This is a genomic window from Pseudomonas sp. A1230, from assembly GCF_044218825.1.
Taxonomy (GTDB): Bacteria; Pseudomonadota; Gammaproteobacteria; order Pseudomonadales; family Pseudomonadaceae; genus Aquipseudomonas; species Aquipseudomonas iridis.
Window position 1 is genome coordinate 2,120,523 of the sequence record NZ_CP162582.1, and the last position, 24,559, is coordinate 2,145,081.

Genomic DNA, 24,559 nt, shown 5'->3' on the forward strand with positions numbered 1-24,559 from the left:
ATGAGGGTAGCTCCGACCGGACTCTCTGCGAGTCGCTATACCGCAGCGGAACGGTGAACATGTACCCGATGAACATTTGACTGATTCTCCGCCATCAGCTGGATAGATGCGTGCAAATATAAAAAATTATGATGGCACAATGCCTCGGAAACCATCAATATCCACACGTTCTCAACGGATTTGAAGGAGCGGTTCCGATGACATGGCCAGTCACGCTGAAGCTCGACAGCGCAGCCTACCCGCTCAGCGTGGTGCAACGCGCCGCTTATTCCCTGGCCGACACTGTCACGATCCAGGTCGGTATTGAAGCCAATCACATAAGCCTCACGGCCCACCCCGCTGAAGCAAAGCTCACGCTTTCCCCGACGCAGGCTCACTCGCTGATCTTTCAGTATCTGAACGACTTCGCCCTACGCGACCATATCAACCGCGAAACAGCAGGGTTGCGTGAAATCCTGGCACGAGCTGCGCTCGCTGGATGTGGGGTTTCGCAGTGACACTGATAGCGACAGACGCCAAGCACTACCGCTTGCTGCCTTTTCGATTCATGCGCATGAACACGGGGCATGACCGTGACATCCTGCTCACCTCCGATACCGGTGAGTACATGCACGTGAACGACGCGCAATTACGAGCCCTCAGTTACTTCGACGTTCAAGCAAGCACGCCTTTTTACAAGGACCTGCTGGCCCGTCACTTCATCTACGAACCAGGCCGCCACGACCCGCTCCCGGAAATGGCCGCGCAGTATCGCAGCCGCAAGGACTTCCTCTTCCAGGGCCCTGCACTTCACTTGTTCGTGGTTACATTGCGCTGCAACCACACCTGCCAGTACTGCCAGGTGTCGCGGGCCCCTGTGGGTGGATCCGGCCACGACCTGTCGGAAGCGGATGCACGGGCGGCGGTCGATCGCCTGTTCGAATCGAACGCTCCCGCCCTGACTGTGGAGTTTCAGGGTGGCGAGCCGCTTCTGGCCTTCGAGCGCGTCCGCCAGATTGTCGAATGGATCGTTGAACGGAACGTGGTCGAACAACGGGATATCCAGTTCGTCGTCACCACCACACTGCACCACCTGACGGAGGAAATACTCGACTTCGCAGAACAAAATCGCATCCAGTTTTCGACTTCGCTAGATGGGCCGGCGCCCTTACACAATGCCAACCGCCCTACCCCGTCAAGAGACTCTTACGAGCGCACTGTAAAAGGCATCCAGTGGGTCCGTGAGCGCCTTGGCCATGATGCAGTTTCCGCGCTGACCACGCTGACTTCAAGAAGCCTCGAACAACCTGAAGCGATCATCGATGAGTATGTAAGCCAGGGCTTCTCCAGCATCTCGCTTCGGCCTCTGAGCCCTTATGGGTTTGCCACCAAGAGTGCCCATCGACTTGATTACCCTATTGAGCGATACCTGGCCTTCTACAAGAAGGCACTGGCCTATTTGCTGCATATCAACCAACAGGGCGTATACCTCTCAGAGAGTTATACGAGCCTGTTGCTGAAGAATATCCTGACACCCTTCTCCTCCGGCTATGTAGACCTGCGCTCTCCTGCTGGCGCAGGCACTGCGGCGCTGGTTTACAACTATGACGGTTACGTCTATCCCTCGGACGAAGCCCGAATGTTGCTGGAGATGGGTGAAGACGGCTTGAGGCTCGGCACCGTGCAGCAACCCTTGTCTGAATTACTCGCATCGCCCGTTATGAATGCGTTGCTCGCCAGTGGTGTAGCAGAGGCGCTGCCGGGCTGCTCCGACTGCGCACTTGTCCCGTACTGTGGTGCTGACCCCGTCGAACACTATGCCCGCCAAGCTGACCCGATCGGACACCGAGTGTTCAGCAGCTTCTGCAAGAAGAACATGGGGCTGCTGAAGCATCTTTTCGGCCTACTTTGCGATGGCGACGACAACGTGCAGAGGGTGCTGCTGTCTTGGTTGAACAGGCGCTCTTACAACGATGTCCGGCTCCCGGGTTACAGGGGCTGATGGCGATGCTGCGCAAAGATACCCACTTCGAAATCCATCACCTGAATGAGCCGAAACTGCTCAAGGTCATCACTCTGGATGAGTTCATCGAACAAGGCCTGGCTGTTTGTGCCGGAAGCGCTGAGTTCGGTGACCTGGTGCTTTTGCTGCCAAACGAACAACGGCTACGGAGCCCGCATCTGCTCTCATTGCCAGTGGGTGGATTCCTGATCCCGGAACCATTGATCGGCGACTTCGACAGCGCGCGGCTACACCTGCACACCCCCAAAGATGCGGATGTCGTGCAGTCCGGCGATGTCATTGCCATCACACCAGGCAACGCGTTGGTGCGAGTGCTCTATCGACGAGGCTCAGACAGCAACCTGCTGTTCATGACCGATCGTTGCAACAGCCTCTGTCTGATGTGCTCGCAGCCGCCCAAAGATATCGATGACCGTTGGCACATCGAGGAGAACCTACGGCTGATCGACCTGATGGACCCGGGCGAGGAAAATCTGGGAATCAGCGGCGGAGAACCAACGCTTTATCGCGACGGCCTGCTCGAAATCCTGGCCAAGTGCAAAGCCGTTTTGCCGCAGAAATCCATTCATGTGCTCAGCAACGGGCGTCTGTTCCAAGACCCGAGCTGGATCGCAGCGCTCTCTGCCATCGGCCACCCTCAGTTGAGCTGGGGCATCCCGCTGTATGCCGACAATGCCGAAGACCATGACCATGTGGTGCAGGCTCCAGGCGCGTTCAGCGAAACCCTGCAAGGTCTTTACAACCTGGCGCGCGCCAACCAGATCATCGAGATACGCGTGGTGCTCAATCGCCTGACCACGCCACGCTTGCCCGAGCTCGCCCACTACGTGTTCAGGAACCTGCCCTTCGTGCGGCATGTTGCGCTGATGGGTATCGAAAGTACCGGCCTGGCCAGGAAGAACTACGAAGAACTGTGGATTGACCCGCTGGACTATCAAGAGTCGTTGAGCCAGGCCGTGTATTTCCTGTTCAACCGCGGAGTGCCGGTTTCGATCTACAACTTGCCCCTGTGCCTGATCCCGGCCCACCTCTCGCGTTTCGCCCGCCAGAGCATCTCGGACTGGAAGAACCTGTTCATCGATACCTGCCAGCAATGCGCTGCCGTCAAACATTGCTCTGGCTTCTTCAAATCCCACACCGACCGCTGGGAGAGCCGCGGCGTACAACTACTATCGACCGAGGCCTTTAGCGCCTATGCAAGGAGTGCACAGTGAAATTGCTCGACCGCTGGAAAGTCCTGATCAGTGGGATCAGCTTGCTGCCAATGGCAGGTACCACCCTGGCACAGGCGGGCCATCTGTCGCTCGCCGATGCGAACTGGCAACCCAACGACAAGCTACAGCCCCCGGTATTTGCCGATACGCTCAATGCGCCAGACACCGTCAACATATATGCGGCACATCGCTCGCACAGTTCACACCGGTCCCACAGTTCGCACAGTTCTCACTACAGCGGCTCGGGTGGCTATAGCGCACCTCGCTACTACAGCCCTCCCGCTACCAGTACCCGAAGCTACAGCGCGCCGAGTGCTTCGAGCAGCACCTCAAGCAGCAACAGCCTTTATCAGTCGTCTGGCACTACCAGCGGGACAAGTTCGAGCACTTCGAGGAGCCGCGCGACCAATGAGCAGAAAAGCAACCTGGTCACCCGTGTGCAGACCGCGCTGATGGTGCGCCAGTATTACCAAGGCACCATTGATGGGGTGATGGGCAAGGCGACACGTGGTGCGTTGATGGCCTTTCAGATGGACAGTGGGCTGACCGTGAATGGCCGGATGGATACGCCATCGTTGAATGCGTTGGGTATCAAGATTCCATAAGTCGCTTCAGGTTAAAGCTAGCGTCCATTCAGCAACGAAGGAATTATCCCATGCAGCACATCATTCAAGTCGACAACACTCTCTGGGCATTGATCAGCCGCCTGCAAGGCAAGGAACTGCAAACACCGTCGCGTAGCGCCCGTTTCCGTATCACGACCGTTGATGCAAATCGCGTTGTGATTGAGACCGGATCGGAAGACTCGCAGTTGGCGCTGACTCGAGCAGCTTTCCAGCAAACGTTGGACTACCTCGCCGGTAACAATCATTTCGGCCAAGCACAAGCTGTGGAAATCAGCTCCAACCATACGTACGAAAAAGCCGGCCCACTTTGCCAGGCGGCTCGTTACAGAGCAGAAGGCAAGCCGGGCCGCACCAACATCACCTACATTCTACCGATTCTGGAGCTGTGCCAAGCAGTCGGCATCCGGTCAACCACCCCAAACAGCACTTGGCTGCTGCCCTGAACCGAGTTATAGGCCTCCTTTTAAGGCCTAAACTTGGTCGACCTCAGATAACAGCCATAGTCGGTTAGCAGGCAATATATACAGACTGATTGAAGACCCAACCATTGAGCGCAGTTATGAATTAACCTCTGACCAAGACAGACCAGCGGGCTATTGCAGCACATCCCGCCATCAGCCTGGCTTTGTCGCTCTTTTTTTAGAACTCGAAGGTCCCCAACAAGGCTAGAAGGCTCCAGCATGGGATCTGACGCCTACTGATGAGCAATACGTACGGATACAGAAATGGCAAGGATTGATCTGAAAGTCCCCTTCTCAGAAAAAGATGAAGCGAAATCACTCGGTGCCAAGTGGGACCCGGGCCTGAAGACTTGGTACATCCCCGAGGGTGTCGACATCGGCCCCTTGGCTCAATGGCTACCCGTAACAGAGCACGCAGACCTCGAGCACGGACCTGAATTTAGTGTCAGAGCACCGTATTACTACATCATAGAGTCAGTGTCCGACTGCTGGGACTGTTCTAATTTGACCCGCGTGTTTTCGTTCAAGCTGCCCGAGCAACACGAAGAGTTCGATTACTACGAGGATGAGGACGAAGATTTCGCGCTCACAAGCAACCTCGGCGAATGGAAGTGCCATGGGTATCGCGGAACGATCTCCAATATCGCCAGCCTCTCTCCCGGGGTCGCGAAGCAGATCCATCACTTCACTAACAAGTTCAAGCAGGCCTACAGCAAAACGGTAGGCAGCCGTTACCTGATGAATCACTGCGAAAACTGCGGAGCCAAGCTCGGCGATTTTTTCATGCACAGCGAACCTGGTGGAGCTTTCTTCCCAACCTCACCACAAGAAGCTCAGCGGATGACTCTAATCAGAATCAACGAGCGGTTCGACGCGAACTGCAGCGTCGGCTTTGCATCCGAAGATTTTTTCGAATGGATGCAGGTTCGCGAGCAACCCTAATTACCCTATCCAATACCGTACGGCTCGAGGACCTCAGCTTTTCACGACAGCGGACCGTACTGAGCTTTCCAAGCCTTCAGGCCGGAGTGATTGCCACCTTTCGTTTCGATGACTTCACCGTTTCCAGGGGGAACGTGTCGCTTACCCTCAACCTATGAACTACTGAAGGCCATCTGAATCCATCTGGTTTCTGTCGGAAATCTCCACCAAGAACCTGATACACCTAGGGGCAACCTGGGGGCATATCTGAAACTTATCTGCCTGAAAACACAGCGCTAGAGCCCAGTCAAAATGTTTTTGGGGGCCCGGATAGTCGCTAGGCGCCGCTATTCATGCCGTCCGCAATCTGGAAAGTCGGCTCAGGGTTCGGCTGTTGAGTCGGACAAACAGGACGGTGTCGCCGACCGACGCAGGGGCCGCTTTTGCCAAGCGACCGGAGCAATCCGAAAGCAGGTCCGTCCAGTCCAGCTACTGCATCAGGAAACACTAACTACTCAATGGCACCTTGCTCTTGTGAGTATTCGCCTGAAAAGGATTCGAAGCCGTGGCTCGAGCGCTGCGTTTGATGATCAGGCTAAACAGTGCATTCTTGCCGCGCTCCTGCTTGAGCAGAAACTGGGCGTGGCCAAAGAATGTGAGGTTTTCCCGCGCTCGTGAGCACGCCACATTCAAACGTTGACGGTCGAGCAGGAAGCGGATGCCCCCCTGAGTACGAACAGTTGAATACAACACGATATCCGCTTCGCTTCCCTGGAAACTGTCCACCGTATCGATCTTTACCTCAAACACGTCGTCGATAAGCGGCAAGCTTTTTCTAAGCGCTGCGAAATCTTTATTGATTACGCGTTTCTGGGCTCCATAGGGTGTGATGATTGCCACGGATTTAGTCGTTACGCTATGGGTGCCTTCCGCTCGGCGCGATGCCAGTTTATGCGCCGACGCTTTCAGGAAATCGACTATCGCTTTGGACTCCGCCTCATTGAACAGGCTGGTGCCTTCGTTTTCTTCCTTGCCATGAGGGACGTCCACCCAGCGCATGCAGTGTTCTGCGTCGAGAAAATCCTTACGTTCGTGCACCTTGCCGTTGTGCAGCCCCCTCACGTCATTGGCGGTGTAGAACAGGTCCGCTACCAGATCGCCGATGGGTTCGACCATGCGAAACTGTTCCACAAGTCTGCCGGAACAGGCCGCTGGCAGGTTTTCATAAAGCTGCTCGAAAAAGCTGGTCTTGAGAAATGTTTCCTCAAGAAACGGCAAGACCGTCTTTGCCTCGGCCTCTTGCAAGGCGCGGCCGATGCTCGGGGGGAGCTGGAAATGATCCCCGATAATGATTGCTTTACGGCTGCGCATAAGTGGAATCAAGAGTTCGGGAACCGTTGCCCTGCCTCCTTCGTCGACGATGCAGATGTCGAATGCAAGTCGATCCATACCGTAACGTCGCGATGACAATCCTACGCAGGTAGCACCGATCAGGCCGTGATCCTGGACAACGAGCTCAGCCAGTTCATCATCGAACTGTGAACGTCCCCGGTCTGAAGGATGATAGATACGGTCCATCCAGGTTTCGATCCAATCGGCTTTTTCGGGGTTCTCGAGGCTCGCCAGACTGTAGTCCTGCTGACGCTCGCGCAGGTACTCCATCAAAACGTTTTCGGTCATGCGCGGCCGAACTTCCACTTGCACCTTTTCTACATCGTTGCCAATGCGCAATACGTTGGAGCTGAAACCCGGGAACTGTTCAAGGAAGCGATCGAGAGCGTTATCCACCGCAGTGTTCTGTTGCGAAACTACCAGAATCCTGGAGTCTGGTCTGGCGCAGAACAACTGGTGCAACAACTCGACGATGCAGGTGGTCTTGCCTGTACCCGGAGGCCCTTGTATCAGATACAAATTGGATTCGACGAGCGCCGCCTCGATCACCTTTTTTGCGGCCTTCGCTTTGTCAGCCCCCTGCCAATTGGGGTCCCGCCAGTTCAGGCCACTATTGACCCGTTCATTCCAGAATGGGTCGGGTTGTGGAACATAGCGGGCAGGCATCAGCAGAATTTGCTGCAGGTTTCGATTAATCAGGCGCCCACCCAGGAACCCCTGAAGCGCGATCTTCTGCCGCCCCAGATTTGCCAGCTCGCCCCGGTTGGGAAAGCGTATTCTGTGTTGCGACGGCTGCACATCGACGTAACCGCTATCGGAGCCTGGGCGCTTCATCCCTTTATGGAAGATTTCGTAACGTTTCGCAGCTCGGGCCTCTGGCACCCCATGCAACTCGGCGACCTGCAACCAGCGCTCTTCACCATCGGCACTCAGGCACAGCTGCTCCACGAACAACCGCGGCGTACTACGAGCCTTTTCAATCAATTTCTGCAGGCCATCGACCAGATTCGAACTGCTGGAACACTCCAGCGTTCGCTCTTCCACTTCAGTGACATCACTCAAGTTAAATACAGCATGCCCTGTTTCAGCCAACAGATAATCTGTAACTGCATTCCAACGCTCGAAGAACTGTCCAGCCTGCTTGCGTGCCTGACTGTCGCCGGCGAAAAATGACTGCTGACGACAAAAGGTTACGAAGGCTTCGAACTGCAGGACGTCGCAGAAGACGCTGTCCTTGAATCTCACGTCAATCAACCGCACCGGGCAAGGCAAAGCGTCCAGCTCAACGCTATCGAAACCGGTGCGCGTCACATTCACAATGTGCAACTGAGAGTCCTTGAAGCTGGCTTTGGCCTCGATCAGCCATGCCCCAAGTTGCAGGGAGACGATGAGTTCGCCATCAATCTCGACCGAGCCCCGCAACTGCCACTGTGCACTGCCACTTTCGCGTTCCAGCCCCTCAAGATCATACACAGCGCGGTCCGCGTGGATAAACACCGGTGCTGCACTCTGTTCGCCGTAGCGAAGCGACTCCGGGTGCTGAGTGACCGTCACTTGGCCTTTGCTCAGCAGTAAGTCGTAGTAATGAACGTACACTTCAATACGATCACCACGCGGGTAATTCTTTCCGGGGAAGCTCGACTCGCTGCGTGGCAAGAATGCGACGACACCGCCGTTTGCGGACTGCTGCTTGTCGACAGAACAGAAACCTGGATAACAACGCACGAGGTAGCCGTCGCCATATTGTGGCGATGTCTGCGCTCTTTCAATGAAAGCCGTGCATGGCACACTTTCCAGTATGTGTTCCGCGTGCAATGCCCCCCGAAAAACGCAGGCTTTGAAGAAATTCGGCCGCTTGACGTTACCTGACATCTGCACCGGCACCGCATCCTGATCGGGGTACTGCATCATCAGTGCGCGCTGTTGCGTATCGGTCCAAACGTCGGCCTGCTTCTCCGCACGCAGTTCGAGCTTTTGCCCGTAGGCGTTGAATGCATTATCAATCTCTGAGACCGATGCCAGAACGACCTTGCCGCCGTAAAACCAGTCGTCAGGTAACCGGGATTGTGGCTGTGCCATGTTCATCAGTTCAGTGAACTGTTGCTTTTGAGCGAGTTTGTCTAATGTCTGCAGATACCATTCGCAGTATGCGAAAAAACCTGCCAGGCGGTTCTGCGTATCTTGCAGGCGCCCATTGAGCAGGCGCAGTGCGTTGCGTCTGTAGGGACTGATTGATACGTCCGACAGATCGTTGGCCAGCCGTTGCGCCAGAATGTCGAACTCCTGGGCCGTGCCTTGCAGGCGCGCCCGAAACTTTTTGCAATAATCCTGGTTCTCGGCCTTGTACCGCAGCGCAGCACTTTCGTGGGCCCGAGCTTGCTCCATGGCGTTTGCCCAGCTGGTAGCCTGAAAATCACTTCGCGTCCGGGCATTGCGCTGCTTCAGTTCTTCATGGAGCTCACGTTCTTCATCGGTTTCACGATCCAGAAACCAGGCAACGGCACTCGCACCCAGAACGAACAACCCCGCAGCAACAAATTGGTACATAGGTCGTAGATCTCAAGGCTTGAGCGGAATGAGCGCCCGGTAGCTGTGCGCCAGTTGGTCCAGGGAGGCTGGCTCTTCAAGAATTTTGTCGAGAACACGCTCCCGTTCACGGTCGAGCGTCATCATCTGTTCATGCTCCATCTGGAGCCTGGCCATTGCCTGATCGTGCTCGTTGGCGTCTTTCTGCCGCAGGCGGTCAGTTTCAGACATCTTTTGTACGGCGTTCCAGGCCACCTGCTTGGTCTTCTCTTCGGCAGCGCTGACGCGCGCCTTGCTAGCTTCAATGGAAGCTTTGGTTACCGAGGTCTGCTTGCCCCAATCGGCGAGCTTGCCGGTCACAGAAATGGCGGCTTTGGCGATATCGGCCACTTGGTCGAGTTTTTTCATTGTGACCTTCTCGCTATCGCCTGCCTTTTCGGCAGTGTTCGTCTTTTGCGGTTTTGCCTTTTTCATGATGGGTCCTCACTCGTCCAACAGCGAAAGCGCTGCACTGAGCTGCGCATCAACCAACAGATAATAGGTGCGCTCCAGCTTCAACAATGGCACGCAATTGGGTGTCACCGCCAAACGCTCCCGAGACACGTGATCACCCAGACGCTTGATATGCCGTCCCAGGTTCTCCAGGTTCGTCACTCCGATGTGCAGCGTTACGTCACGAGCCTCCAAATGGTTGCGCAACGCGTTCATTTGCGCACTGAACTTCAGGTCACGCTCCTTGGCCTGTAAGCGAAATTGCTTCTCAAGTTCCTTGAACTCACGGCGAAGAGCTTCACCTTCGGCCTCCAGTGCCTGTGTTTTGCATTTGGCTTGACGATAATCAGCGTAAGCCCCCAAAGCATCCAGAAATGCCAGCCCCGCCTCGACGAAAATCAACGGACTGGCGGCTTTACCCGTACGCGCCATCGTATACAGGGTGCGGCTGACGCCACTGGTACGTTTGACCCGTTCCGTGGTTTTGTCGTCCCAGTCAAACAAGGTCGCGAACACATCGACAGTAATCACGCTAATTCCGCCGCTTCTTCGGTCATGAGGTTGTGGGACAGGGTGAACGCGTCAGGGGTGCGCTGTAGATGACGGGCCAACTGCACCTCATCCATTGAGCACAAGAGTTGCAGGATTCTGGCGTCGGTTTCTACGCAGAGGCCAGGCGCAACGGTCAACGAATCAAGTTCACTTGGCAGGCCGTCACCAAGACACATGGGCAGCCTGGCATGTCTGGCGTCCTCGCTCTCCACAACGGCAGCCGTGGTGAAATGGCTCAAGGTGCCCGAACTGACCAATTCAAGCCGCTGAACACGCGTGGACGGTAGCTCGACCGTCCACGGGAAATTCGCTATTGGCTTGAACACATGAGCAATTTCGACCACGGGCAAGGTCAGCGACGGCAGTGCATCCGACTTGCCATGATGATTGGACGTCTTCAGGCGCAATTGCAGTTCCCCGGCCGCGTACTCGATCGGCACCTGCAGCCCGGCTTGCTCACCCTCATCCATGCCCAGCTCGAACGCCCAGTGTTCAAGCTCGCTCGTTATCAACTCGCAATCGGCTCCCCAGCAATACTCGAGCAACTGCTTCAGACCGTCTTGCTCCAACAGCCCTCTGAGGCGATTGGCATCATCAAAAAGCCTTGAGCGCCCTGCCCGACCTGTCCGACGAGGCACATTAGTGACAACGGTCGATGGGGCGTCATTCGCAGGTAATGTCTGTGGGTTTGTCGTACCGTCGTCGAACATCACAAAGTGCGCCGCGTGACGCGAAAGGGTGAAAGCGTCCAGCCAGACCGTGAGGCTGAAATCCTCAAGCAAGTGCTCCACTTGCACGATAGAGGTGCCCCGCGCCGTCAGCCACAGCAACGGGCCATTTTCACCCTCTTCTATTTGCACATACCGGTGGGCCTGCAGGTATGCCAGCTGATTAAGCAGCACGCTCTCGCTAAGCGCCGTTACCTCTATCAGTGCGGCGAGCGACAGCTCCTGTTCGATGGCTCTGAGCAAAAAACGCGATACACCGCCCATGCTGTCCAGCAGCCGGTGTGAGAGCGTCAGGCTGTACCGATCAAATGGCAGCAGAAAGGTTACGGGTTTGTCGATTTGAATCAAGGTCACAGTCCATTGAAGTACAGATTCTCCAAAAGCCAGAGGGCTCGACACGGGCGGGTGCCAGGTTATTGCTTGAAACAAGCCATTCCTGAAGCCGTGGACATTAGGTATGCCCCAATGACGCGTGACAGCCTTCGCGGACCATCACAGACTTTTCGATAGTGGCCCCATGCTATATCGTGCACCCTGTGTTTGGCGATGATCTGTGGCGGTTTTTTTCGCCGTGTCAGGGAAGATGAGCAATGCAAAGATTTTTACGCAACAAAGTACCTCCCTCCATTTTCCGCGAAGAGCAATTCAGGAAGTCCAGAGAGCAACTGCTGGATTTCTTCAGTCTGGACACTCAGGAGCGCTCTCAAACCCGTGTGCCCATGGAAGACCTGGAACTGAATCTGAACCAGGTCAGCCCTGTATATGATGCGCTGGGACAAATGTTTCGATGGAAATGCGCATTTTGCGAAAGCAAGGATCATCCACTTCCCTACCGATTCCGACCAACGTCGTCTGCAACCTCTACGATGGGAGGGATTGACTCGCATCTCTACTATGTCTGGCTCGCCAATGCCTGGGAAAATATCTATCCCATCTGTCTGAAGTGTATTCCGCGTCAGCCTTCGTTCTTTCCGGTCAAGGGCAAACGTGCTCCGATTCCGAACCTTGAGCAATTGCGCCAGTATGCCGATGACAATCTCGGTTCATGGCGCTTCTCCACATACCGCGAGACAGCCGTTTTGCTTGATCCGTGCGTTGATCAGCGTTTTGAAAAGCACTTTTTCCCCTCCGTTAATGGCGAGCTGCTGCCACTGTCTGAAGAGGGCGATATCACAATCGCCAATTTTCGCCTGGACCGTCCAGAATTGAATGAACTGCGGGAAGCCAGACTTCGGCAGTACCGTGAAGAACTATTGGCGTCTGGTGAACACCTGCCGCGATTACGCCAGGCTACCTTTCAGACCTATTTTGACTTTGCCGAACTTGAGTTCGGTGGCCTGTGGTACCTGCAATGCCGGCGAATTGCGCTGTACTTGTCACAAAGAGCTGGCCTGACAATGCCTACCGGCCGCTCCGGGGTGGCAAAGACACTGAAAACCCTGCTTTCAGTCGGGGACTATCAGCAGACGCGTGAACAATTGCAGGGGTGGATTAAAGAAACTGACTTCGGCCGTAAAACCTTGAACATACCGCCAACGGACTATGGCGTTCTGGGCACTGAGCCAGACCAGCAGAAGACACCTGTGCCGCTGGTTTACCCGTCCTTGCGTTCCATCGAACTTCAGCATTTCAAGGCAATCGAGCACCTCGAATTGAATCTCGGCACACTCAGCGCCGAATCGCAGTTGAGCAATGAAACTCTACAGCCAGCACTGCTGATACTGGGTGAAAACGCCACCGGAAAAAGTTCGATTCTCGAAGCGATTGCGCTTGCTCTGAGCCATCCAGATACACCTGCCACCTTGAACCTGACACCTGCCTCCTTTGTACTTTCTCCAGCCCAACTGGGCTCGGATGACGTGGCCTCTAAAACCCCGGCACAGGTACGTTTGAGTTTCGACGAGGGGCAAGCCAAAGTCTTGAGGATTGATGACAACGTCTTTCGACCAGATGGACCGGATGATGTACCGCCAGTGTTCGCTTATGGCGCCTTTCGCCAATACCAGAAAAGATCTCCTCCGGCTCATGAAGCCGATCATGCGATCATCAACCTGTTCGAAACGGATCGCCTACTGGCCAATCCGGAGCACTGGCTGCTCGGGCTGGAAGGCGAAGACTTCAATGACGTAGCCCGTGCATTGAAAATCATCATGTCTGTGGACGGCGACATAAAAGTCATCGAAAAAGCGCCCGACGGTAAATCTTGCCTGATCGTGACGGTCCCCGCCGGTGTAGTGACTAGGACACCGCTCAATGATGTGTCCTCAGGCTACAGAACCATCCTGGCAATGGTATGCGACATCATGCAACGGCTCATGGACCGTCGCGTCCATCCCCGTTTTCAAGGACTTGAGCATGCCCAGGCTGTGGTGTTAATCGACGAAGTCGAAGCGCACCTGCACCCGCGCTGGAAAATTCAGATCATGCATGTGTTGCGCAAGGCCTTGCCCAAGGTCACGTTCATCGCCACCAGCCATGACCCCCTATGTCTGCGCGGCATGCAGAAAGGAGAAGTCGTGGTCGTTCAACGTCGGTCCAAGGCTGGCGGGGCAAAGACTCAGTACGCCACGTGCATTGAGCAATTGAGTGATCTACCGGACTCCTCCCGGTTGACGATCGAGCAGTTGCTAACGTCCGATTTTTTCAATTTGATGTCAACTGACCAGCCGGAAATGGAGAAGCAATTGGCCAGCGTGGCCGATCTATTGAGCAAGCGCAAAAACAGAGAAGTGTTGACCGCCCAAGAACAGCGGGTCATGGCCTATTTCGAAGATGAGGTCAACGACGCGCTTCCCGTTGGCACCAGTGAGGCCCAGCGTGTCGTTCAGGAGGCTGTCGCCGAATTTCTTCAGCGGCGAAAGAAGGAGCCTTCCAGTGAGTGGGAAACGATACGTGTGGAAACCAAGACCAAAATACTGAATATCCTCAAGGACTTTTGAACCGTGCGCTTCGTTGACCGATCCCTCGTGAAAAAGCCCCTGGCGATGTTGCCGAGAAAGACCACAGTCAGTGCCGCGGATCAGGAACTCACTGATTTAACCGCCTATTTCAAAGAAAAAACGGCTGCACTTGAGACCTTGGCGCGCGCCAGAGCCACGCTGGCGGCCGATGATCCGGTTGTGATTGAAGCCGCAAAGGCAGTGGACTCCTTGAAAAAACCCCTTTTCAAGACCTATCGCAAAAACTCGGTCAAAACCCAGTTGTTAGCGCTGTTTCATGGCAAGTGCGCGTATTGCGAAACGTTCTACCCTGCCGTGGCCCCGGTTGACGTAGAGCATTACAGGCCGAAGGGGGGCGTAAATGATACTGACCATACGGGGTATTGGTGGCTGGCGATGGATTGGGAAAACCTGCTTCCCAGCTGCATCCATTGCAACCGACTGAACGAACACATCACACCGGTGCTCTCAACCCAATTGGTTGAACTGCGCAGTGACCACTTAGGCTTCAGCAAGCAACGCAGGGTCACTACAGGTAAAGGCAACCATTTTCCAATCCTGGGGCCGCGCGCGACACAGGACTCGAGGGACTGTTCAACGGAATACGCGTTGTTACTCAATCCCTGCCGGGATGATCCACAAGAGCATTTAGCCTTCCATGTCGACTGCGAAAAGCTCATTGGGTTGGTGTTACCAAAACCACACGATGGCGCGGGGCTACCTGAAGTTATTCCAACCCAATATCTACTCCCGGAATTCAAAGGTGAAATTGATAAGGCGCTTGAAGACAAGCTCAGTCTTCGTGGCGCGGTATCGATCCATACCTACGGGCTGAACCGTTTGGGATTGGTCCAGGATCGCACGCGAGTACTGCGCCAACTCGCCTTTATGGAGGAGTCAGTAAAGGATCTTTGCGCGATGATTCTGAAACTCGAAGTGTGCAGGAATGCTCCGTGCGCGGATGAAAACAAGCGCATCATAAAACGAATGGAAGCATTGATAGACCGTACGGTGCGACATATGAAAGAGATGGCCAAGCCTCAAGCACCCTACTCGACGATGGTTCGCGAATATCTGGCTGGTTTCGAGAAGCGCCTCGTCTGATCAAAGCTTACCCGGCAGACCGTCCATACGCTTTCAACGCAGGTGTTCGATCCTTGCTGGCAACGCAACACAGCTTTGTCATCTATCAAATTGATAGCACTCTAACTAAAAGTGCATTCTAGGCTCTGAATCGCCCCTGGTTTCGTAGAAACCTCCAAGACCAGCAAACCAATTACGCGGATGCAAATATTGGGTCGAACACGGCCGATCGGAGTTGCTGCTCTCGAGCGAGAGCGGATTAGCGTGTCCTTGATGAGCCCTGCAACCTACCTCCAGATCCAATGAGGAGTTACACCGAAAGCCAGTCACTGCCATACTGGAGTCCGTGAGAAATCGCCGCTCGCGAGCGCTCTCGCACCCTGTGTAACTGGGGGCAAAACTGGGGGCATCATTAGTTTTTTATGATCTGAAACTACCGTTCTAGAACCAAGTCAAAATGTTTTTTGGGGATCCGGATAGTCTCTAAGAACGCCCCCGCGCGCGACCTGCAAACTTTGCGTCGCTTTTGCATTTCTGTGCGACAGATCCCGTTTCAGGGGTGCCGCAATGCAGCATTGCAGTGGTAGTTTGTAAGGGCATGTGTCTCAGCACTGAGACACTCTTTTATTAACTGCACTGCCAAGGAATGCCCTTCGTAATGAATTTCCCTTTCAAGAAACTGGCCGCCACCACGCTGATGCTGGCCGGTCTATCTGCCTTCATTGCGCCCGCGCAAGCCAACATCACCCCGCAGCAAAGCGCTGAAATCCTTAAGAGCTTCAGTGCCGACACGACTACGGATTTCCGACAGTTCCTCGGCAGCGTGGCCAAGAGCGATCTGGCGAAAACAGCCAGTATCGGTCCGGCCATTGGCGCCTTCCTCGACAACAAGACTCTGACGGCTGAGCAGCAAAACGAGATCTATCGCCTGCTCGGCATCTACGCACGCGTGAAGTACAGCGCGGCAGCCACTGAGACTCTGCGCGAGTTGGTGGAAATCCCGACCTTTCGCAAGGACGGCGTTGCCCAGCACGACAATCCGGAATTCATCAAGATCGCAGAGAAGATCAAGGACCTGGCCAAGTCTTTCAATCTGAATTTCCGCAACATCGACAACCGCGTTTACGAGATTTCCCTCGAAGGCTCCGGCGATGAAGTCGTCGGCATTCATGCGCATGCCGATGTGGTTCCGGTGACGCCGGAGAACTGGGTATTGAAGGACGGTACTCGTCTCGACCCGTTCAAGATCACTCTGATCGGCGATCGCATGTATGGCCGCGGGACCGAGGATGACAAGAACGGCATCGTAGTGACGATGTATGCCATGAAGGTAATCAAAGAAGAAAAGCTGCCGCTGGCACGTAATTTCAAGCTGTTGGTGGACACCACCGAGGAAACCACTGGCGACGCGATCCCCTACTATTTCGAGCGTAACCCGACGCCCAACTACAACCTGGCGCTGGATGGCGGTTACCCGGTGGTGATTGCCGAGAAAGGTTACGGCACCGTCATGGCTAACTTTGCCAAGCGCAAGGCTGAGGGCAAAGGCGCAGAAATCATCTCGATGACCGGTGGTCTGGCGACCAATCAGATTCCGTCGGCATCTGTCGCGACGTTGATTACGGACAAACCTGCCGAACTCGTCGCGAGCCTGCAAAAGGCCGGCGCCGACTATGCCAAACGCAATGGCGGCAACTTCGAGATCAGCGCCAAAGCCGATGGCAAAGACGTGAAGCTGACGGTCACCGGGGTGTCCGCGCACTCCTCCGAGCCCGAATCCGGGGTCAATCCGGTGGCGCGTATGCTCGACTTCATCAATAGCCTTGATGGCAAGGTCGCGCTCAAGCACAACCACATTACTGACGCCGCACGCTACGCCGCCGAAAACTGGGGGCTGGATTACCTGGGCAACAAGCTGAATGTCGGTTTCTCCGACGCCTTCATGGGGCCGCTGACCACGTCGCTGACCTACGTCGCAATGGATGACAAGGCCTTTAAACTGGCAGTCAACCTGCGCGTGCCGAAAGGCAAGTCGCCGGAAAAACTCAAGGCCGAAATCGCTGAGAAACTGGCGGCGTGGAGCAAGAAAACCCACGTTGCCGTTGCCTTCGACTATTCGATCGCCGAACCGATGTACCGCAATCCAGAGGGCGAGTGGGTCAAAGCGCTGCTCGCGGTGGCCACTGAAAATCTGGGCATGAAACACGAGTTCGGCACGTCCGCCGGGGCAACCTCGGTGCATGAACTACCCAACGGCGTGCAGTTCGGTCTGGCCCGGCCAGAGGTCAAATACACCGGTCACACCGACGGTGAATTCAAGACCGTGGAGCAATTCCAGCTTGATCTGCAGATCGTGACGGAAATGATTGGCCGGATCGGTCAGTTGCCGAACCTCTGATGCACGCGTGGCGAGGGATCGAACTCCCTCGCCACCGCTCACAATCCCCCGCAACGCAGTTCCAAAGCACTGTTTTCAACAGCCATGACGGGTAATGGCAAAGTGCCGGGTGACAAATTTGGTAATAAAGTTTAACTTAGCGCGCCCCGCCAGATGGAAGGTCGGGTTTCAGCACTCAGTTAAGGAAAACGATGGCAATGGTCTATTGTCGTGCTTGCGCCAAGGAGCTTCACGAAACGGCGCTCAACTGCCCCCAATGCGGGGCTGTCCAGCAGGCCCATGTGCCGCAAACGCAAGCCGAAACACCCTGGCTGGCCATCGTTTCACTGATCTTCGGGATTATCTGCGCACTCACCCTGTTTGATGACTCCGAATGGGACAGTGAGACGATCCTCGGCGTGGGGGTTTTCTCCATCGCAGGTCTCGCTTGCGGCATCACCTGCATCAACCAAAAACACTCAGGAAGAAACCTCGCGATCGCCGGCATTGTTTTGTCAGGCCTTACTGCGTTCGTTTTGCTCTGTCTATCGATTGAATAATTTTAGGGAAAAAATATGAGCATGGTTTTCTGCCGCGGTTGCGCCAAGGAAATAAGCACTTTGGCCGTGGCTTGCCCACAGTGCGGGGCGCCTCAAGCCACCCAACAGTCCTACCCAAGTGGCCCAGCCATTACAACCGGTAACCCGTACGTCGAGGCGTGGAGAAACTACGTCGTATTCCGCGGCCGCGCCACTCGCCGCGAGTACTGGATGTTCTTTCTGATCAACCTGGCAATCTCTTTTGGCATCATCGCCATTGATGCCATGCTGAACACCAAAGGCATGCTGTACAACCTCTACAGCCTCGCGATCCTCCTGCCATCGATCGCAGTAGGTGTCCGTCGCATGCACGACACCGATCGCAGCGGCTGGTGGTTGCTGCTGCCTATCGTCAACCTGGTGTTCCTTGCGCAAGACAGCCAGCCGGGCCCGAATCGTTTCGGCGAGAACCGTAAAGGCAACAACTGATACACATCGGCATATCGCTGATCGAGACGGCCTTCATGGCCGTCTCTTTGTTTCTGAAATCCCTACCCCTACAAGTAGCTGCACCTTTACTGGTCGCGCAAAACAGAATTGCCATCAATCAGATTGATAGCCCCCTAACGAAAGGTGCATGCTAGAGGGCTCGCTCGGGGCTTATATCATTCCGAATGATAGTTACCTTTGCCTCATTCGATTCGTTTGCTAACTAGCCGCCGAGCATCATCCGCCCATCTTCAATACTTGGCGGATGCATTCCATGGAACAGTCACTTAAACATTTGCGCTTCCCGATGGCCTTGCTGGCCGTACTGGTGATAAGCGCTTGCGGCAAAAATCCGGAAACCGCAGCCGCCCCCCCTGCTGCCAAAGTCAGCGTGGCCAAGGTGCTGGAACAACCGGTCAACGAGTGGGACGAATTCACCGGGCGCCTCGAAGCGCCGGAAACCGTTGATATCCGCCCACGGGTTTCTGGCCAGATCGATCAGGTTGCTTTCACTGAAGGCGCACTGGTGAAGAAAGGCGACCTGCTGTTCCAGATCGATCCGCGTCCATTCCAGGCTGAGGTTCGCCGCCTCGAAGCCCTGGTTGCTCAATCACGCGCCAACGCCACTCGCAGCCAAAACGAAGCCGCCCGAGGTGAACGTCTGCGTGCCAGCAACGCAATCTCCGCCGAACTCGCCGACTCGCGTACCAGCGCCGCACAAGAAGCCCGCGCCGCCGTTGGCGCACTGCAAGCGCAACTGGATCTGGCCAGGCTGAACCTGAGTTTCACCCGCGTGACCGCCCCCATCAGCGGCCGCGTCAGCCGTGCCGAAATCACCGCCGGCAACCTGGTAACCGCCGACACCACGCCACTCACCAGCGTGGTTTCTACCGATAAGGTCTACGCCTACTTCGACGCTGATGAGCGTGTATTCCTCAAATACACCCAACTCGCCCGTCAGGGTCAGCGCGGAGCCACCACCCCGGTGTACATGGGTCTGTCCAATGAGGATGGCAATCCGCACCTGGGTCAGATGAACTTCATCGACAACCAGGTCAATCCGAAAACCGGCACCATCCGTGGTCGCGCGGTGTTCGACAACAGCGATGGCACTTATACCCCGGGCCTGTATGCACGCCTGAAACTGGTAGGCAGTGGCACCTACGACGCCATGTTGATCAACGACGAAGCCGTCGGTACCGATCTGGGCAAGAAGTTCGTGCTGGTGATGGATGCGGACAACAAAACCGTTTACCGCGCCGTTGAACTCGGCCCGAAAATCGAAGGCCTGCGGATCGTGCGTAGCGGCCTGAACAAAGACGACACCATCATCGTCAAGGGCCTGCAACGCGTACGCCCTGGCTCACCGGTGACGCCTGAAGTCGTCCCGATGGCCAGCGAGCAAACCATCGCGGCACTCGCTCAACAACGTCAAGCGCTGGAAGCCAGCAACCTGCCTAAAGTCACGCCTGCCAAAGGCGCGTCCGGCTCGGTTGTGAAGCTGGCCGCTACGACCCCACGCGGTTAAGGGACGACAACTCCGATGAATTTTTCCCAATTCTTCATTTCACGGCCGATCTTCGCAGCGGTGCTGTCGCTGCTGATCCTGATCGCCGGTGCGATTTCGCTGTTCCAGCTACCGATCAGCGAATACCCGGAAGTCGTGCCACCGACCGTGGTGGTGCGTGCAAACTTCCCGGGCGCCAACCCAAAAGTCATCGGTGAAACCGTGGCGGCTCCTCTGGAGCAAGCCATCACCGGCGTCGAGAACATGCTGTACATGTCCTCGCAATCGACCGCTGACGGCAAGATTACCCTGACCATCACCTTCGCCCTGGGCACTGACCTGGACAACGCGCAGGTGCAGGTACAAAACCGGGTCACCCGGACCGAGCCGAAACTTCCCGAGGAAGTGACACGCATCGGTATCACCGTCGACAAAGCTTCACCTGACCTGACCATGGTTGTGCACTTGACCTCCCCGGACAAGCGTTACGACATGCTCTACCTGTCCAACTACGCGATCCTCAACATCAAGGATGAGCTCGCTCGTCTGAGCGGTGTCGGTGATGTGCAACTGTTCGGCATGGGCGATTACTCGCTGCGTGTCTGGCTTGATCCGAACAAAACCGCTTCGCGCAATCTGACTGCTACCGATGTGGTTACCGCCATTCGTGAACAGAACCGCCAGGTAGCTGCCGGCCAACTGGGTGCGCCCCCTGCCCCGACTGCACAGAGTTTCCAGCTGTCGGTCAACACTCAGGGCCGACTGGTCACCGAGGAAGAGTTCGAAAACATCGTCATTCGTGCAGGTGACGACGGTGAGATCACTCGACTTAAAGACATCGCTCGCATTGAACTGGGTTCCAGCCAGTACGCATTGCGTTCGCTGCTGAACAACCAGCCGGCGGTGGCGATTCCGATCTTCCAGCGTCCAGGTTCCAACGCCATCGACATCTCGAATGACGTTCGGGCGAAAATGGACGAGCTGAAGAAAGGCTTCCCGCAAGGCATGGATTACAGCATCGTCTATGACCCGACGATCTTCGTGCGCGGCTCGATCGAAGCAGTGGTTCACACCCTTTTCGAAGCGCTGATCCTCGTGGTCCTGGTGGTGATCCTGTTCCTGCAAACCTGGCGCGCCTCGATCATTCCCTTGGTGGCGGTGCCGGTATCGTTGATCGGTACGTTTGCGGTGATGCACCTGTTCGGCTTCTCACTCAATGCCCTGTCGCTTTTCGGCCTGGTGTTGGCCATCGGTATCGTGGTGGATGACGCCATCGTGGTGGTGGAGAACGTCGAGCGAAACATCGGGCTCGGACTCACACCGGTCGAGGCGACCAAGCGCGCCATGCGTGAGGTGACCGGCCCGATCGTTGCCACGGCACTGGTGCTGTGTGCGGTATTTATTCCGGCGGCGTTCATCTCCGGCCTCACCGGTCAGTTCTATAAGCAGTTCGCACTGACCATCGCAATCTCGACCGTGATCTCGGCGTTCAACTCGCTGACCCTGTCGCCGGCACTGGCCGCTGTATTGCTGAAAAGTCATGACGCACCGAAAGACCGCTTCTCCAGAGTGCTCGACAAGATCTTCGGTGGCTGGCTGTTCCGCCCGTTCAACCGCTTCTTCGAACGTGCCAGCCATGGCTACGTCGGCACGGTGGCTCGGGTTATCCGCAGCAGTGGTATCGCCCTGATCTTGTACGCAGGCCTGATGGTGCTGACCTTCTTCGGCTTCTCGCACACCCCGACCGGTTTCGTACCCGGCCAGGACAAGCAATACCTGGTGGCTTTCGCGCAATTGCCGGACGCCTCGAGCCTGGATCGCACTGAAGACGTGATCAAGCGCATGTCCGATATGGCGCTGAAACAGCCGGGCGTGGAAAGTGCTGTAGCGTTCCCGGGCCTGTCGATCAACGGTTTCACCAACAGCCCGAACGCCGGCATCGTGTTCGTGACCCTGAAACCGTTCGACGAACGTAAAGACCCGAGCATGTCCGCCGGAGCAATCGCCGGCGCCCTGAACGGCCAGTTCGCGAACATTCAAGAGGCGTACATGGCGATCTTCCCGCCGCCGCCGGTACAAGGTCTGGGCACCATTGGTGGTTTCCGCCTGCAAATCGAAGACCGGGGCAACCTGGGCTACGACGAGCTGTACAAAGAAACCATGAACATCATCAACAAGAGCCACAACGTGCCGGAGCTGGCTGGCCTGTTCACCAGTTACACCGTGAACGTGCCGCAGGTCGATGCAGCGATCGACCGCGAGAAAGCCAAGACTCATGGCGTGGCGGTCAGCGACATCTTCGACACCCTGCAGATCTACCTGGGTTCGCTGTATGCCAACGACTTCAACCGTTTCGGACGCACTTATCAGGTCAACGTTCAGGCCGAGCAACAGTTCCGCCTCGAATCCGATCAGATCGGTCAGCTGAAAGTGCGTAACAACAAAGGCGAAATGATCCCGCTGGCGACCTTCATCAAGGTCAGCGACACCTCGGGCCCGGATCGCGTGATGCACTACAACGGCTTCATTACCGCAGAAATCAACGGTGCGGCAGCCCCCGGCTACAGCTCTGGCCAGGCCGAAAAAGCCATCGAGAAACTGCTCAAGGAAGAACTTCCGAACGGCATGACCTACGAATGGACCGACCTGACCTACCAGCAGATTCTGTCTGGCAACACCGCACTGTTCGTGTTCCCGCTCTGCGTACTGCTGGCGTTCCTGGTGCTCGCGGCTCAATACGAAAGCTGGAGCCTGCCACTGGCGGTGATCCTGATCGTACCGATGACCCTGTTGTCCGCCATTACCGGCGTGATCATCTCTGGCGGCGACAACAACATCTTCACCCAGATCGGACTGATCGTACTGGTGGGACTTGCGTGTAAGAACGCGATTCTGATCGTCGAGTTCGCCAAGGATAAACAGGAAGAAGGCCTCGATCCGCTCGCAGCGGTACTGGAAGCCTGCCGTCTGCGTCTGCGGCCGATCCTGATGACCTCCTTCGCGTTCATCATGGGTGTGGTGCCACTGGTGTTCTCCAGCGGCGCCGGTGCCGAGATGCGTCACGCGATGGGTGTGGCGGTGTTCTCCGGGATGCTCGGGGTGACCTTCTTCGGTCTGTTGCTGACGCCAGTGTTCTACGTATTGATTCGTAACTTTGTCGAACGCGGCGAAGCCCGCAAAGCGGCCAAGGCGCACTCTCTTCAAAAGCCACTGGAGGCGCAACAATGAGTCTGAAAGTCTTCCTGCCGAGTCTGCTGGTGCTGGCCCTGAGCGCCTGCGCCGTCGGCCCCGACTACAAGACCCCGGCGACGGAGGCGGCCAACATCACGACCGCCACCGACGGCGCCAACGGTCAGAAGAACTTTGACCGTTCGAAGTTCGAAGGCATCTGGTGGCAGCAGTTCGACGATCCGACCCTCAACCAGTTGGTGACGCAATCGCTGCAAGGCAACCGTGAATTGCGCGTGGCGTTTGCCCGCTGGAAAGCCGCACGGGCGATCCGCGATGACGCCAGCAATGACATCATGCCGACCATCACCAGCCGCGCCAGCAGTGATCTGGCCAAGGGGCAAATCCCCGGCCAGACCACCAATCGGGTCAGCAGTGAACGCTATGACCTGGGCCTGGACATGGCCTGGGAGCTGGACCTGTTCGGGCGCATCCAGCGCAATCTGGAAGCCAGCGATGCCGATCAGCAGGCCGCCGAAGCCGATCTGTACCAACTGCAAGTCACCATGATTGCCGAACTGGTGGACGCCTACGGTCAACTGCGTGGCGCACAACTGCGCGAAAAAATCGCGGTGGCCAACCTGAACAACCAGCAGGAGTCACGCAAGATCACCATCAGCCTGCGTGATGCCGGCGTTGGCGATCAGCTCGATGTCGAACGTGCCGATGCGCGTCTGGCCTCGGTCGAAGCCAGCGTGCCGCAACTGCAAGCCGAGCAGGTTCGGCAGAAAAACCGCATCGCCACCCTGCTGGGTGAGCGTCCGGACAAACTGACCGTCGACCTGAGTCCGAAAGACTTGCCGGCAATTGCCAAGGCCTTGCCAATCGGCAACCCGGGCGAGCTGCTGCAACGTCGTCCGGACATTCTCAGTGCTGAACGCCAACTCGCTTCAGCCACGGCGCGAATTGGCGTGGCGAAAGCGGACCTGTTCCCACGGGTCAGCCTCAGCGGCTTCCTCGGCTGGACGGCCGGGCGTGGTTCGCAGATCGGTTCCTCGGCGGCCAATGCCTGGGCACTCGGCCCGAGCATCACCTGGGCAGCATTCGATCTCGGTAGCGTGCGAGCGCGTTTGCGCGGTGCCGATGCGGATGCCGAGGGCGCGCTGGCGACCTACGAGCAACAAGTGCTGCTGGCACTGGAAGAGTCGGAAAACGCCTTCAGCGACTACGGCAAACGCCAGCAACGCCTGATCTCGCTGATCCGCCAGAGTGAATCGAGCCGCAACGCAGCCGACTTGGCAGAGATTCGCTATCGCGAAGGCACCACAGATTTCCTGGTGCTACTCGACGCCCAGCGTGAACGGCTGAATGCCGAAGACAGCCAGGCCCAGGCCGAAGTGGATCTGTATCGCGGGATTGTCGCGATCTACAAAGCCCTCGGCGGTGGCTGGCAGCCGGAGACGGTCGCCAGCAAGTAACCATTGATTGTTAAAGAGCTCCTTTGGTTGGCCGCAACCAACCAATTTTTTGCCCCGCGTATCAT

At 56.3% G+C, this 24,559-nt stretch carries 19 protein-coding genes and 1 pseudogene; 15 read left to right on the plus strand and 5 right to left on the minus strand.

The window, feature by feature from the left end:
* Positions 1 to 197: 197 nt before the first annotated feature.
* The 6 genes from hxsD (at position 198) to AB4P97_RS10085 (ending at position 5,245) form a co-directional block, all read left to right on the plus strand.
* Positions 198 to 497 carry a His-Xaa-Ser system protein HxsD gene (gene hxsD, locus AB4P97_RS10060; RefSeq protein ID WP_042559272.1) on the plus strand — a complete coding sequence of 100 codons (300 nt, stop codon included), beginning with the start codon at positions 198 to 200 and terminating at the stop codon, positions 495 to 497.
* Positions 494 to 1,981 carry a His-Xaa-Ser system radical SAM maturase HxsB gene (gene hxsB / locus AB4P97_RS10065; protein WP_042562094.1) on the plus strand — a complete coding sequence of 496 codons (1,488 nt, stop codon included), beginning with the start codon at positions 494 to 496 and terminating at the stop codon, positions 1,979 to 1,981. The genes hxsD and hxsB overlap by 4 nt, the downstream gene beginning before the upstream one ends.
* A complete protein-coding gene (hxsC, locus tag AB4P97_RS10070) occupies positions 1,981 to 3,216 on the plus strand; it encodes a His-Xaa-Ser system radical SAM maturase HxsC (RefSeq protein ID WP_034103417.1) in 1,236 nt (411 codons plus the stop codon). Before hxsB ends, hxsC begins: the two co-directional genes overlap by 1 nt.
* A complete protein-coding gene (hxsA, locus tag AB4P97_RS10075) occupies positions 3,213 to 3,821 on the plus strand; it encodes a His-Xaa-Ser repeat protein HxsA (protein WP_034103419.1) in 609 nt (202 codons plus the stop codon). Before hxsC ends, hxsA begins: the two co-directional genes overlap by 4 nt.
* Positions 3,822 to 3,871: 50 nt before the next feature.
* The gene (locus tag AB4P97_RS10080; RefSeq protein WP_042559273.1) at positions 3,872 to 4,285 is read left to right on the plus strand and encodes a hypothetical protein; all 414 of its coding nucleotides are present in this window, start codon (positions 3,872 to 3,874) and stop codon (positions 4,283 to 4,285) included.
* A gap of 282 nt (positions 4,286 to 4,567) precedes the next feature.
* Positions 4,568 to 5,245, plus strand: a complete 678-nt coding sequence (locus AB4P97_RS10085; RefSeq protein WP_034103424.1) for a DUF5710 domain-containing protein — start codon at positions 4,568 to 4,570, stop codon at positions 5,243 to 5,245.
* 41 nt (positions 5,246 to 5,286) lie between these two features.
* Here AB4P97_RS10085 and AB4P97_RS10090 read toward each other — a convergent pair.
* Positions 5,287 to 5,373 (minus strand): annotated as a pseudogene (locus tag AB4P97_RS10090) (transcriptional regulator); the annotation flags it as partial.
* A 218-nt stretch (positions 5,374 to 5,591) separates the two neighbouring features.
* On the opposite strand from AB4P97_RS10090, the gene AB4P97_RS10095 reads away from it, so the two are divergent.
* Positions 5,592 to 5,735, plus strand: a complete 144-nt coding sequence (locus tag AB4P97_RS10095) for a hypothetical protein (protein ID WP_395602932.1) — start codon at positions 5,592 to 5,594, stop codon at positions 5,733 to 5,735.
* Here AB4P97_RS10095 and AB4P97_RS10100 read toward each other — a convergent pair.
* From AB4P97_RS10100 to AB4P97_RS10115, 4 genes are read right to left on the minus strand one after another with little or no spacing between them, the layout of a single operon-like run.
* Entirely contained in the window at positions 5,732 to 9,163 is a 3,432-nt protein-coding gene (locus tag AB4P97_RS10100; RefSeq protein ID WP_153388178.1) for an AAA domain-containing protein, read from the minus strand. The two genes, AB4P97_RS10095 and AB4P97_RS10100, sit on opposite strands and share 4 nt — an antisense overlap.
* A 12-nt stretch (positions 9,164 to 9,175) precedes the next feature.
* Positions 9,176 to 9,616 carry a hypothetical protein gene (locus tag AB4P97_RS10105; protein WP_029612456.1) on the minus strand — a complete coding sequence of 147 codons (441 nt, stop codon included), beginning with the start codon at positions 9,614 to 9,616 and terminating at the stop codon, positions 9,176 to 9,178.
* A gap of 9 nt (positions 9,617 to 9,625) precedes the next feature.
* On the minus strand, positions 9,626 to 10,165 hold the full coding sequence (locus AB4P97_RS10110) for a hypothetical protein (protein ID WP_042559274.1): 540 nt from the start codon (positions 10,163 to 10,165) through the stop codon (positions 9,626 to 9,628).
* Positions 10,162 to 11,262 (minus strand): hypothetical protein, encoded by a 1,101-nt coding sequence (locus tag AB4P97_RS10115; protein WP_034103432.1) that lies wholly within the window; start codon positions 11,260 to 11,262, stop codon positions 10,162 to 10,164. Before AB4P97_RS10115 ends, AB4P97_RS10110 begins: the two co-directional genes overlap by 4 nt.
* A gap of 242 nt (positions 11,263 to 11,504) precedes the next feature.
* On the opposite strand from AB4P97_RS10115, the gene AB4P97_RS10120 reads away from it, so the two are divergent.
* The 8 genes from AB4P97_RS10120 to AB4P97_RS10155 all read left to right on the plus strand — a co-directional run bounded on the left by AB4P97_RS10120 (position 11,505) and on the right by AB4P97_RS10155 (position 24,494).
* Positions 11,505 to 13,853 (plus strand): AAA family ATPase, encoded by a 2,349-nt coding sequence (locus AB4P97_RS10120; RefSeq protein WP_042559275.1) that lies wholly within the window; start codon positions 11,505 to 11,507, stop codon positions 13,851 to 13,853.
* Between the two features lie 3 nt (positions 13,854 to 13,856).
* Positions 13,857 to 14,957 carry an endonuclease gene (locus AB4P97_RS10125; RefSeq protein WP_235378403.1) on the plus strand — a complete coding sequence of 367 codons (1,101 nt, stop codon included), beginning with the start codon at positions 13,857 to 13,859 and terminating at the stop codon, positions 14,955 to 14,957.
* Positions 14,958 to 15,594: 637 nt separating this feature from the next.
* Positions 15,595 to 17,334 carry a dipeptidase gene (locus tag AB4P97_RS10130; protein WP_395602585.1) on the plus strand — a complete coding sequence of 580 codons (1,740 nt, stop codon included), beginning with the start codon at positions 15,595 to 15,597 and terminating at the stop codon, positions 17,332 to 17,334.
* Between the two features lie 191 nt (positions 17,335 to 17,525).
* A complete protein-coding gene (locus tag AB4P97_RS10135) occupies positions 17,526 to 17,873 on the plus strand; it encodes a DUF4190 domain-containing protein (protein ID WP_042559277.1) in 348 nt (115 codons plus the stop codon).
* A 15-nt stretch (positions 17,874 to 17,888) separates the two neighbouring features.
* Positions 17,889 to 18,341, plus strand: a complete 453-nt coding sequence (locus tag AB4P97_RS10140) for a DUF805 domain-containing protein (protein ID WP_115148116.1) — start codon at positions 17,889 to 17,891, stop codon at positions 18,339 to 18,341.
* Positions 18,342 to 18,615: 274 nt separating this feature from the next.
* A complete protein-coding gene (gene mexE, locus AB4P97_RS10145) occupies positions 18,616 to 19,869 on the plus strand; it encodes a multidrug efflux RND transporter periplasmic adaptor subunit MexE (RefSeq protein WP_395602586.1) in 1,254 nt (417 codons plus the stop codon).
* Positions 19,870 to 19,884: 15 nt separating this feature from the next.
* The gene (locus AB4P97_RS10150) at positions 19,885 to 23,076 is read left to right on the plus strand and encodes an efflux RND transporter permease subunit (protein WP_042559280.1); all 3,192 of its coding nucleotides are present in this window, start codon (positions 19,885 to 19,887) and stop codon (positions 23,074 to 23,076) included.
* Positions 23,073 to 24,494: an efflux transporter outer membrane subunit gene (locus AB4P97_RS10155; RefSeq protein ID WP_042559281.1), complete on the plus strand. Its 1,422-nt coding sequence runs from the start codon at positions 23,073 to 23,075 to the stop codon at positions 24,492 to 24,494. Before AB4P97_RS10150 ends, AB4P97_RS10155 begins: the two co-directional genes overlap by 4 nt.
* Positions 24,495 to 24,559 lie beyond the last annotated feature (65 nt).